The sequence below is a fragment of the Streptomyces sp. WMMB303 genome (assembly GCF_029351045.1).
Taxonomy (GTDB): domain Bacteria; phylum Actinomycetota; class Actinomycetes; order Streptomycetales; family Streptomycetaceae; genus Streptomyces.
Genome location: NZ_JARKIN010000001.1, coordinates 2,765,102 through 2,776,874 on the forward strand (window position 1 = coordinate 2,765,102; position 11,773 = coordinate 2,776,874).

The 11,773-nt window shown below is 70.0% G+C and carries 6 protein-coding genes; 4 read left to right on the forward strand and 2 right to left on the reverse strand.

Features of this window, described 5'->3' with window-relative positions:
* Positions 1 to 29: 29 nt before the first annotated feature.
* Entirely contained in the window at positions 30 to 4,682 is a 4,653-nt protein-coding gene (gene pglW, locus P2424_RS12285; protein ID WP_276475791.1) for a BREX system serine/threonine kinase PglW, read from the reverse strand.
* Between the two features lie 204 nt (positions 4,683 to 4,886).
* Between pglW and P2424_RS12290 the strand changes: the two genes are divergently transcribed.
* From P2424_RS12290 to P2424_RS12300, 3 genes are all read left to right on the forward strand, one after another.
* On the forward strand, positions 4,887 to 6,008 hold the full coding sequence (locus P2424_RS12290; protein WP_276475792.1) for an AAA family ATPase: 1,122 nt from the start codon (positions 4,887 to 4,889) through the stop codon (positions 6,006 to 6,008).
* Complete coding sequence (locus P2424_RS12295) at positions 6,005 to 6,667, forward strand: DUF4276 family protein (protein ID WP_276475793.1); 663 nt, start codon at positions 6,005 to 6,007, stop codon at positions 6,665 to 6,667. Before P2424_RS12290 ends, P2424_RS12295 begins: the two co-directional genes overlap by 4 nt.
* Before the next feature lie 271 nt (positions 6,668 to 6,938).
* On the forward strand, positions 6,939 to 7,412 hold the full coding sequence (locus tag P2424_RS12300) for a hypothetical protein (RefSeq protein ID WP_276475794.1): 474 nt from the start codon (positions 6,939 to 6,941) through the stop codon (positions 7,410 to 7,412).
* A gap of 40 nt (positions 7,413 to 7,452) precedes the next feature.
* On the opposite strand, the gene ppc is transcribed toward P2424_RS12300, so the two are convergent.
* Complete coding sequence (gene ppc, locus P2424_RS12305; protein ID WP_276478945.1) at positions 7,453 to 10,203, reverse strand: phosphoenolpyruvate carboxylase; 2,751 nt, start codon at positions 10,201 to 10,203, stop codon at positions 7,453 to 7,455.
* Between the two features lie 418 nt (positions 10,204 to 10,621).
* Between ppc and P2424_RS12310 the strand changes: the two genes are divergently transcribed.
* The gene (locus tag P2424_RS12310; RefSeq protein WP_276475795.1) at positions 10,622 to 11,767 is read left to right on the forward strand and encodes a fatty acid desaturase; all 1,146 of its coding nucleotides are present in this window, start codon (positions 10,622 to 10,624) and stop codon (positions 11,765 to 11,767) included.
* The last annotated feature ends 6 nt before the right edge of the window (positions 11,768 to 11,773 follow it).

An 11,773-nucleotide genomic window follows, 5' to 3' on the forward strand; every position in this document is an offset into this window, starting at 1 on the left:
AGAGAGCACCGGGCCACCGGGCCCACCGATCACGCGGCCCGGTCGGCTCCCGCACTGGGATCGTTGGTCACCCACGCGTGGTTGAGGCGGATCCACTCCTCGCGGTCCTCCAGCGGGACGGTCACCCCGTCCAGCCGGGGGGCCGCGGTGGCGTCGTTGAGCGGGCTGAGCAGCCACAACGCGCGGCCGGAGGCCCCGGCATCCGGCAGGTCTGCCCGTCGGGCACGCTCCGCCAGGCGCTGGAGAACGCCCATACCGCCGTACCGGGCCAACACCGAGGCGTCGTGCAGCAGCAGAGGAAGGCGCGCCTCCCCCTCGACGCCGGAGACGTCCTCTCGCGACGGTGCCGCGGCAAGCGCGGCCAGCAGCTCCTTCTCCACGTCGCCCCAGGCCGCTGCGGTGTACTCGGTGAACTTCAGCCCGTCCCGTGAACCGGCCGGGGCGTTGTCCGCCTCCAGGATCGTCTCCCAGGTGGGTCTGGGCCGTGCCGCGACCATCCGGCGCAAGGAACTGAGGAACAGGGCGCTGACGTTCACCGGCTCGGCCCGGCCGGGGCGGCCTGGTGCGGTGAGCGTCGCGAGGGCGAGGCGTTGGTCGTCGTAGCGGACTGTCAGCAGTCGGAAGCCGGGCTGCTCGACGGCCTCCTGGAGCTGCGCCCGGGCGCGCAGCCGGGCACGCTGCTCGGGGTCGCGTACCGACCAGTGGTCGGTACGGGTGATGAGGCTGGCGCGCCGCTGGGTGGCGGCGGAGGTCGGGTCGTTGAACGCCTTGTCCGGCAGCGGGAGGAAGCAGCCGTGGCGGTTCTTCTTGGTCGTTCCCCACTTCAGGGCGAAACCAGCCTGGCGCAGCAGCTTGCCGAGTTCCGCGTGGTCCTCGGGCAGCCGGGAGGACAGGTGGGGGAACCTGGCACGCACCCGGTCGTGGATCTGGGAGACCGTCAGCCCTTCTTGTTCGTTCTCCGGCTTTCCTGCCAGTGGCAGAACGAGCCCGGCCTGGGTGAGGCGCAGGGCTCGCACGGGCGGGAGCGAGCGGGCGTAGATCTCAAGCCGGGCATTGGCCGCGGCGGTTTGGGAGGCGGCGGCGGCCAGGGTGACCATGCGTGCCTCGTCCATGGTGATGTGGCAGTCCGGATTGCGTTCCCGGAAGCCGGCGTCCGCAGCGATGACCTGTTCGAGCACGGTGCTCGGGCTGGCGAGCGTGTCGCGTGCGGCCAGCATGTCGGCTGCCTTCCCGAGCCGGGCGGCGTAGTCGAGGAGGGCGGGGGCGGACGGGGTGTCCGGCGGATCGGAGCCCTCGTCGACCTCCAGGGCGAGCAGCATCAGATTGTCGCCTGTGTCACCCCGTCGGCGTCCCCGCAGACCACGTGGGGTAAGCGTCCAGTCGATCTCGTATGCGGCACGGACCGCGGCCATCCCCAAGGCCTGCCGGACGTGAGGATCTTCCTGGTGGATGCCGCGGCGGCCGATCAGCACCTCCGCGAGCTCGGCCGCGGAGGCGACCCGGCCCATCGTGGCGAGGATCTCCAGGGTCTCGTCGCGCAGAGCGACCAGGGCCTTGTCCTTGGCCCAGCGCTTGCGCTGGGCGCCGAGGATCTGGGCGATGCGCCCCTCGGTGACCTGCTCGGTGGTGAGCGGGGCCACGGACTTGTTGAGGGGCCAGCTCGGCAGCGCGTCGGGGACGATCAGCTTGTCGTCGGGCAGGCGGAGCAGCAGCCGGACGGCTTCGACCTCCGTGGCGTTCCGCCCGCGCGGTGCGGGCTTGGGCACCAGCAGGGAGACCAGGGCGTCCAGCGTGAGACGCCGAAGCGGGCGGTCGTCTCCCGCGTCCTTCTGCTCCGCCCTGGCCTCGGCGATCTCTTCGGCCGAGTCACCTCGCTCGGACGGCGAGAGCGGAGACGGCTGACGCACATCGAGGGCGAGGCGCCACTGCTTGAGCCGGCGATTGATCTCATCGCGGGTGCGGGCGCCGAGTCCCGGCCTGTTGATGAGTCGCCTCGTGGAGTAGTCGAGCAGCTCCCCGACCGTGTTCAGTTCCAGCCCGTTGAGGAAGGAGACGGCACGCAGGGACAGCCCGGAGACCAAAAGCCGGGTCTCGCGGGTCGCATGGGCCGCGTTCGTCTCCCGCTGGTCGGCTTCGTCCGTGGAGTCGGAGGCGGGCGGCAGTTCGCCGGGGGCACGCGGGCCGGTCGGCTCCCCGGCCTCTTCCGGATGTCCGCTGGAGCGCGCTTGGGCGGGCAGATCGGCAAGCGCGAAAATGCGCTGCCAGGCGCGCTGCATCTCCTTCAGATCAGGGTAGCGCTCGCGGTGGTCGCGGTGGAGGGCTCGCTGGAAGAACTCCTTCAGACCGTCGCGCAACGCGGAGTCGAACGCCTCGGCGGCGATCTTCGGATAGGGCCAGTCCTTCGGATCCGTCTGGCGCGGGAGCACACTGCCGTCTCCCCACTGGGGCAGCTCGCCCGAGGCCATTTCGTGCAGGGTGACGGCCAGGGCGTAGTACTCGGCCTGGGCGTCGTAGCGGCCGCGCGTGATCGTCTCGACGAACGGGTCGAGGTAGCCCACCGTGCCGGCCCGGACGTTGCTCACGTCGAGACCGGCGAGGGAGAAGTCGAAGAGAACGAGCTGACGGGTGTGGTTGGGACGGACCCTGATGGCGATGTTGTCCGGCTTCAGGTCGCGGTGCCACACGCCTTCGCCGTCCAGGAAATCCACCGCGGCGAAGAGATAGGTGGAATAGGTCTCCAGCTCGTCCGCGAGCATCGCTCCACGGTCCCTGAGCTGACGGGCCACCGTGCGATCGCCTGCGTGCTCCAAGACGAGGACGGTGCGCGGGCCGATCCGCAACGGCTCCGCGTGGGCCAGGTGGATGACCTTGGAGTCGTTGCGGAGCTTGGAGAGGACATCGGCTTCCCGGCGCAGTGTCTCCGCGTGCTTGTCCATGCGGGCGATTTTGAGAACGACAGGCGCACCGTCCCGTCGTACGTCCTCCGCGAGCAGTGCTCGGGAGGTGGACCCCTGTCCCAGGCTACGCTTGATCAGGTAACGGTTGCCGACCACGTCGCCGGGGAGGGCTTCGAGCGGATCGCCCTCGGTCTCCTCCGCGATCTCGTGCGAGGACTCCTGCTGCTCCCCCCTCAGGCCCTGCTCGACCACGTCGAGCAGCTCGAGGAACTCGGCGGCCGTACTGATGCGCTCAACAGGGTTGAAGGCTGTCGCGTCCTGGACGATCTGGTCGACGTCCGCCGTCAGTCCGTCGGCCACGGCGGACGGCACCAGGCCACCGCCTTTCTCCAGCCGTGCCCCAAGCTCCGCCTGGCTGGCGGCAGGGGGTTCCCCGGTGAAGAGGAGATACCCGAGCACGCCCAGGCCGAAAATGTCGAGCGCGGTCGAGTCCGGTGACTTCGCGGTGATCTCCGGCGCCAGGTACGGGTCGGCGGCATCGGAAACATAGGTCGCGAGATTGTTCGAGGGGACGACGTCGTGGCCAGTGGTGAGGGCGCTCGCTGCTCCCCCGCCTGCCTCACCGTCCTCAGCAGCGCCCTTGATCCCGGGGCGGGCCCGCCGCAGCGCCGTCTGCCATTCGGAGACCTGCAAGACAGGGTGCAGCCAGCGCTCGTCCTCATTGTCTCCGGCTGTGTGCGGGCCGGGCAGGACATGGACCGCTCGGGCGTGCAGCGCCCGGTGATAGAGGCGGTGCCGGTGCGCGAAATGCACTGTCTCCGCGAGCTGACGCAGGAGTGCGGCACGCGCTTGTGCGTTCAGCCGGTGACCGTGCTGGAGAAGGTAGTCGTCCAGCCGCAGGGTCCGCGGCTCGTACTCGTACAGCAGGGCAGGACCGGCGCTGTGCCCGTTCTCGTCGAAGTTCTCCAGCTTGACGAGCCCGGGATGTTCCAGCCCCGCCAGAGCCCTGGCCTCACGCTCGGCGGTGTGGCTGATGGACTCACGACTGCGCTGGTCAGCGCCCCGTTCGCGGAGATAGATCCGGACGCGACGCGTCCTTCGCAGCGAGTCGTGCCGTCCGACATAGTCCGCCCAGTTGGGGCCGGAGTCGAACGGAGTCCGGTCCAGGCGATACGTCCCCACGTGGTATTCGGCATCCGAACGCCCGATACCGACCTTCTGCAGTAGCTTTCCGAGCTGGCGGGAGAGCTTGTGGTCGACGCCGCCCTGGATGTCGCGGGCCGGGCGCTGGAGCTCAGCGAGGATGTCAGGCAGACCGTGGTGCGCGGTCCCGACGACGCCCGCCAGATCGTTGGCGGCCAAGCCGACCCGGAGTCCGGGATTGGTGAAAAAGACCAGCTCCTGCACATAGGGGGCGGCGCGGCGCACGCCCTCCTCGCCCATGGCGTCCTTCAGTAGTCCCTTGAGCTCCTTGGCCTTCTGGTTGGCGAGGTGCCGCGGATTACGGTGCACCCGGGAGCGCCCCTCACCGTAGGTCTGCACCCAGCCGGCTCCGGAGGAGGAAACACTTCCCTGCCAGTTCTTGAGTTCGATCAGGAAGAGTCCGCCGGGCGCCGCCACCAACAGATCGACCTCGCGGACATGTCCGGTGAGCGCGGTAAACGTGAAATTCGACCAGGCACGGTACGGCTCGGCGTCCGGAAGACGCTCCTTGACGTACAGGAGCCCGCTTCGCTCGTGCTGGAACCGGGACTCGGTGACCGTTGTCCACCTGCCGTCTCGCATGGCCTCTCCTTTCCGTCTCCCGCATGCCGGGGCAAGCCGCTCCCTGGCCCGCCTCTTCCGCCATCCATCCGACCGATCAGCCTAGCGGGCGGCGCCGACACCCCCGCCGCCAGCAGGCCGCGCGACGCCGAACAGCCTGTTTGCTGCACGCTCGACCAGATCTTCCGAGGTCCTGGAAGGGCAGTCCTGGCCTAGGCTGGGGCCATGCCCTACACCCTCTCCGAGCTAGGAATCGAAGGCTACGCCTCCGTCCGCTCCAGCACTCTGGAGCTCGGCGAGGGCGTAACGGTGCTCGTGGGCGCCAACGGCGCCGGCAAGAGCAACATCGTCGGCGCGATGGAGCTGCTCGGCCGGATGGCGGACGGAGAGCTGGGCCTCCAGGTGGGGCTGAGCGGGGGTGCGCAGGCCCTTCAGTTCGCCGGTCCTCGGGCAGAGGAGGGTCTGCGGCTGCGCGTGAAGGCTTACCCGTACCGCTACGAGGCGCACCTGATGCCGGCCGCCAACGACACGTTCGTGTTCGCCGAGGAAAAAGGGCAGTTCCACGAGCACGGCCCGGGCAGACCACTGGAAGAAAGCTTCGGGCAGGGCCACCGGGAATCCCTGCTGCGCGAGAAGGAGGAGGAACGCCTCTCCCGGCTCGCAGGGCCTGTGAGGGAGATCCTCGCCGGGTGCCGTGTCTACCACTTCCAGGACACGAGCCCGGATGCCCCGGTCAAACAGCTCGGCTTCACATCCGACAATGAGAAGCTTCGGCCGGACGCCAAGAATCTCGCCGCCTTTCTGCTGCGGCTTCGGGATGGCGAACCCACCGCCTACCGGCAAATCGTGCGGGCGGTCCAGCTTGTCGCTCCCTTCTTCCGGGATTTTTTCCTGGCAGAGGAACGAGGGGGAAAGATCCGGCTGCGCTGGCTGCAAGAAGGTGTGGATGAGATCTTCCCGGCCGAAGCCCTCTCGGACGGCAGCCTGCGCTACATCTGTCTCTGCGTGCTCCTGCTCCAGCCGCGTCCACCCGCTCTCCTGACACTCGACGAACCCGAACTCGGGCTCCACCCCTACGCGGTGGTGCAACTGGCGTCCATGCTCCGCTCCGCGGCAGCACGCAGCCAGGTGGTCATCGCCACGCAATCTGTCACCCTGCTCAACCAGTTCCCGCTCACAGACCTCGTTGTCGTCGAGCGGGAGGAGGGCGCCACCGTGATGAGCCGTCCGGACCCGGAGGCTCTGGAGGAATGGCTGGAGGAATATTCGCTCGGGGAACTGTGGGAGAAGAACATCCTCGGAGGCAGACCTACACGGGAAGTGCCGACCCGAGACCCCCGCCGATGAGACAGGTTGCCGTGCTCTGCGAAGGGCAGACCGAGGAGATCATGGTGCGGGAATTTCTCGCCCCGGAACTCTTCGAGAGAGACCTCTGGCTCGAACCGGTCATCCTCAAGACCAAGACCGCTGCCGGGGGGACGGGACGGGGCGGCGTCAGCAGATGGGCCAAAATCGAGAAGGATCTCCGCCTCCAGCTCAAGTCGACGCACTGGGCCGCTGTCACCACACTTCTCGACTATTACGGACTGCCCCAGGACAGCCCAGGCATGAACGCCGACATTCCGAACAAGCCGGCCAGGGAGCGCGTCGAACTGATCGAGCTGCGCATTGCCGAACGCCTCGAAAACCACCGGTTCATCCCCCACCTGGTGCTGCACGAGACCGAGGCATGGACCTTCGCCGCAGCCGAGCAGCTCGGCGACCTGCTGGGAGAGCCCAAACTCGCACGGGACCTCACACGTGTGGCCGATACCGAGGGTGGCCCCGAGGAAGTCAACAACGGGCCGGAGACAGCTCCCTCGAAACGGTTGCTCAAGATGTACCCCCCGTACAACAAGACCTTCCATGGGCCGAGCTCGGTGCTGGATCTGGGGCTGCCTGCCCTCCGGGACGCATGCCCGCACTTCGATGCCTGGGTGGGCAAGCTGATCTCCCTTGCCGAATAGCAGGCTCGTAGCCGAGCGCAGGGCTGCCTTCACGTGCGCTGGTTGCACTTTCGAGGGAGGGCGGGCTGCCGCGAGGGCTGACTGACAGCGTTCCGAAAGGGCCACAAGGGTGGGCAAGCCGACCGGCACCGGTTGACCGGCCACCGACACGTGGCCAAAGATCTCGGCCATGTCTTCCAGACCCGCCCGGGCACCCGCCCGGACCTCTGCCCGGACGTCCCCCCGGAGTTCCACCCGCGGCTCCGCACGGACCAGGAGCAGGCGCGGCCGGATGCGGCGGCTCGGCGAGAGCGCCTTCGGCATGCTTCTGCTGGTACGCGCCGGGTTGCTGGCGCTCGTCGCACTGGTGCTGGTGGTCGCCGGGGTGTGGACGTCGTGGGACACGGCGTCCACTGCCATGACGGGGGACGAACGCGGCACCGTCACCGTGCGGTCGTGCGAGGACGACGAGTGCACCGGGACGTTCCGGAACGAGAAGAAGTCGCGAGCCGAGCAGGTGACCGTCTCCGAGTTCGTCTCCGGAGGCGAGGGCCAAACACTGGAGGTGGCGGTACAGCCCGGCACCGACCATGTCATCCGGACCGGCCCCGCCGGGGTGCTGTACGCGTGGGTGCCGCTGGGCGGCGCGCTGCTGCTGGCCTCGCTGGTGATCGCCGGAGGTCTGCGGATGCGCAGGACCGCGGTGACGACCGGAGCGTGCGGGGCCCTGATCATGGCCGGGGCCTGGGCGCTGCTCACCTTCTGAGGGAGCGGCACCCAGGCCCCGGCTGGTCGTGCGCGGGCGGTCAGCCCGTGTTGCGCAGGCCCGCGGCGACGCCGTTGACGGTGAGCAGCAGTGCGCGGCTCAGGTTCTCGTCCGGCTCCTTGCCCTCGGCCGTGGCCTGCCGCTGGCGGTGCAGCAGGGCGACCTGGAGGTAGGAGATCGGGTCGAGGTAGGCGTCGCGGATCTTCAGCGTCTGCTGGAGCACCGGGTTGGCCTCCAGCAGCTCGCTCTCGCCTGTTATGCGCAGCACTTCCTCCACCGTGCGGGCGTGTTCGGCCTCGATGGTGGCGAACACGTGCCGCAGCTCCTGCGGGACCAGCGTCTCGATGTAGTGGCGGGCGATCCGCAGATCGGTCTTGGCCAGCGTCATCTCGACGTTGGCCAGGAAGTTGCGGAAGAAGTGCCAGTGCGTGTGGGCTTCTTCCAGCACGCTGTCGAGTCCGGCCTCGCGGGCTGCCTTCAGTCCCGTACCGACGCCGAACCAGCCGGGCGCGATCTGCCGCGACTGGGTCCAGCCGAACACCCACGGGATGGCGCGCAGCCCGTCCAGCCCCGCGCCGGTGTCGGGGCGGCGGGAGGGGCGGGAGCCCAGATGGAGTTCGGCGAGCTGGTCGACGGGGGTGGAGGCGAAGAAGTACGCGGGCAGGTCCGGGTCCTCCACCAGGTCGCGGTAGGCCCGGTGCGCCGCGTCGGAGACGGTGTCCATCGCCGCGTCCCAGCGGGCGAGGGCCTCGTCGGACTGGCGGGGCGCGGTGTGCAGGGCCGACGCCTGGAGGGTGGCGGAGACGGTCAGCTCCAGGTTCTCCCGCGCGAGGGAGGGCACCAGGTACTTGTCGGAGATGACCTCGCCCTGCTCGGTGACCTTGATCTCGCCCTCCAGGGTGCCCCAGGGCTGGGCGAGGATCGCGTCGTGGGTGGGGCCGCCGCCGCGGCCGACGGTACCGCCGCGGCCGTGGAAGAGCCGCAGCCGTACACCGTGCCGGTGTGCCACGTCGCGCAGCCGGCGCTGGGCGCGGTGGATCTCCCACTGGCTGGTGGTGATGCCGCCGAACTTGGAGGAGTCGCTGTAGCCCAGCATGACCTCCTGGAGGTCGCCGCGCAGCGAGACCAGCTTGCGGTAGGAGGGGTCCGAGAGCATCGCGTCGAGCAGTTCGTCGGCGATCTTCAGCTCGTCGGTGGTCTCCAGCAGCGGCACGATGCCGATCTCGGCCCAGCCGGCGTGCAGGTCGATCAGTCCGGCCTCGCGGGCGAGGACGGCCGCGGCGAACACGTCGTCGGCGCCCTGGCACATGGAGATGATGTACGACTCGACGACCTCGGGGCCGAAGGTCTCCAGCGCCCTGCGCACGGTCTCGAAGACGCCGAGGGTCTTGGCGCCGGCCGCGTCCAGCGGCGCGGGGCTGGGGGAGAGCGGGCGGCGCGAGCGCAGCTCCTTGGCCAGCAGCCGCTGCCGGTAGTCGCGTGGCATGTCCGCGTAGCGCCAGGACTCCTCGCCGAGCCGGTCGAAGAGCTGGCCGAGCGCGTGGTGGTGTGCCTCGGCGTGCTCGCGTACGTCCATCGTGGCCAGTTGCAGGCCGAAGGCGGCCATGGTGCGCATGGCGCGCTCCAGCCGGCCGTCGGCGACCAGGCCGCCGCGGTGCTCGCGCAGCGAGTCCTGGAGGAGGACGAGGTCGTCCAGCAGCTCTCCGGTGCCCAGGTAGTCCCAGCCCTCGGTGTGCGGGAGCTTCTCGGCCAGCCGGGTGCGGGTGTTGAGCAGCTTCTGCCGGATGCAGGTGGCCTTGAGCCGGTAGGGCTCCTCCGCGTTGAGCCGCTTGTAGCGGGGGCTGATCTCCGGGAGCCGGGCGAGGTCTCTTTCGAGTGAGTCCAGCAGCGGCTGGGTGGCACCGCAGTTGCGGATGGAGTTGGAGAGGGCGCCGCGCAGCTCGTCCACGTGTGCGAGCGCGTCGCTGATGCCGTGCTCGTGCTGGAGCAGCAGCACGTCCCAGGTGACCTGCGGGGTCACGTTGGGGTTGCCGTCGCGGTCGCCCCCGATCCAGGTGCCGAAGGTCAGCGGGCGGGTGCCGGGCGGCAGCGGTGCGCCGGCGCGCTCCAGCTCGGCCGCCAGGTCCTCCAGCACGTCGCCGACGGCACCGCGGTGCAGCTCGTCCAGGTAATAGATGGCGTTGCGCGCCTCGTCCGCCGGCTCGGGGCGGGCGACGCGCAGCTCGTCGGTCTGCCAGACCAGGTCGACGTTCTCGGCCAGCCGCAGGTCGGTGCGGCGCCGCTCGGCTCCGCCCAGCTCCCCGTCCGACTCCTCCAGCAGCTCGGCGATCTTGCGGAGCTTGGTCAGCACCGAGCGGCGGGCCGCCTCGGTGGGGTGCGCGGTGAAGACGGGGCGTACGGAGAGGTGACGCGCGGTGTTCGCCAGGTGCGCGGGGTCGGCGTCCTTGAGCATGTCGGCGGTGCGGGCGAGCATCCCGCCGTCCCCGGCCCGGCGCTGGCGCAGCTCGCGGCCGCGGTGCACCTGCTCGGTGACGTTGGCGAGGTGGAAGTAGGTGGAGAAGGCGCGCACCAGCTTGGTGGCGGTCTCCAGGTCGGTCTGCCCCAGCAGCTCGGCGGCTTCCTCGCCGTTGCTGCGGGTGAGGGCGCGTACCCGCTCGACGAGGTCGAGCAGTTCCGCGCCCTCCTGCCGGACGAGGGTCTCGCCCAGCAGATCGCCCAGCCTGCGGATGTCGGCCCGCAGTGCGGAGGTGGACTCGGCCGCCTCCACGCTCTCGGCGCTGTCCAGGCCCACCGCGTCGGGTGGGGTGTGGGCGCCGGCTGGGCTGTCGGCGCTGCGGCCGCCCGGGGTCTCCGCGCCGGAGGGCTCCCTCGCGGAGCCGTTCCCCGCCGTCCCGGGGTCACCCGATCCGGGCGCGTTCCGGGGCGGCTGGGGGGTTCGCTGGTTGCTGTCGGCGCTGCTCACAGGTGCGGCTCCCTTGCAGGGTTGCTTCCCTTGCGGGGTTGCTTCGGGCAGGTGGCGGACCGCGCTGTCCGACGGAACCAGGATAGGTCGGCCGCCGAGCGGCACAGCACTGCCGTCCGAGGGATGGGCGCAGCGGCGCGTCGCGCCCCGGCGTGCACCCCCCTTGTCCCGTGACTTACGGCTGCCATACTTACGACGCCGTAGGTTACGGAACCGTAGCCAAGCCGAGGTCCAATGAGGGACATCTATGACGACAAGCCCGGACGTGCTCGACAGTTCGCCACAGCCCGCCCCCGCCGACTCGCCGGAGGCCGCAGCGGCCTCCCCCGCCACCGGACCGCAAGCAGGCGGCGCCGCTTCCGCGCCGCTGTCCGCAACGCTGGGCGGCGAGAAGCGGCGCTCAGCCGAACAGATCGCACTGCTGCTGTTCATCACCGTTCCGTTCATCGGCCTGGTGGCCGCGGTGCCGCTGGCCTGGGGATGGGGGGTGAGCTGGCTGGATCTGGGGCTGCTGGTCGCGATGTACTTCATCGGCTGCCACGGCATCACCATCGGCTTCCACCGCTACTTCACGCACGGTTCGTTCAAGGCGAAGCGGCCGCTGCGGATCGCGCTCGCCGTGATGGGCTCGCTCGCCGTCGAGGGCCCGCTGGTGCGCTGGGTCGCCGACCACCGCAAGCACCACAAGTTCTCCGACGCCGAGGGTGACCCGCACTCGCCGTGGCGGTACGGGGAGACGATCCCCGCGCTGATGAAGGGCCTGTGGTGGGCGCACGTCGCATGGATGTTCGACGAAGAGCAGACGTCTCAGCAGAAGTACGCGCCCGACCTGGTCAAGGACCCCGCGCTGCGCGCCGTCTCCCGGCAGTTCGTGCTGTGGACGGCCGTCTCGCTGCTGATCCCGCCGCTGGTCGGCGGAGTGGCCACCTGGTCGTGGCAGGGCGCGGTGACCGCGTTCTTCTGGGGCTCGCTGGTGCGCGTCGCACTGCTGCACCACGTCACGTGGTCGATCAACTCCATCTGCCACGCCGTGGGCAAGCGCCCCTTCAAGTCCCGGGACCGGTCCGGCAACGTGTGGTGGCTCGCCGTGCTCTCCTGCGGCGAGTCCTGGCACAATCTGCACCACGCCGATCCCACCTGCGCCCGGCACGGCGTCGAGCGCGGACAGATCGACTCCAGCGCCCGCATCATCCGCTGGTTCGAGAAGGCCGGCTGGGCCTACGACGTGCGCTGGCCGAAGCGCGACCGGCTGGACGCCAAGCGCGGCGACGACGGACCGCGCCGCCGGAAGCCGGAGCAGAGCGTTCCGCAGGGCCCGGAGCAGGACACGGCGCCGGAGGGCACCCCCGGCTCGGACTCCCGCCGTCCGGAGCAGCCGGCCAGGGCGGCATGATGCTGT

Coding starts and splice junctions, on each gene's coding strand:
- P2424_RS12300 (WP_276475794.1), top strand. CDS start 6,939: ATGCGGCGGCTCGGCGAGAGCGCCTTCGGCATGCTTCTGCTGGTACGC.
- P2424_RS12310 (WP_276475795.1), top strand. CDS start 10,622: ATGACGACAAGCCCGGACGTGCTCGACAGTTCGCCACAGCCCGCCCCC.
- pglW (WP_276475791.1), bottom strand. CDS start 4,682: ATGCGAGACGGCAGGTGGACAACGGTCACCGAGTCCCGGTTCCAGCAC.
- P2424_RS12290 (WP_276475792.1), top strand. CDS start 4,887: ATGCCCTACACCCTCTCCGAGCTAGGAATCGAAGGCTACGCCTCCGTC.
- P2424_RS12295 (WP_276475793.1), top strand. CDS start 6,005: ATGAGACAGGTTGCCGTGCTCTGCGAAGGGCAGACCGAGGAGATCATG.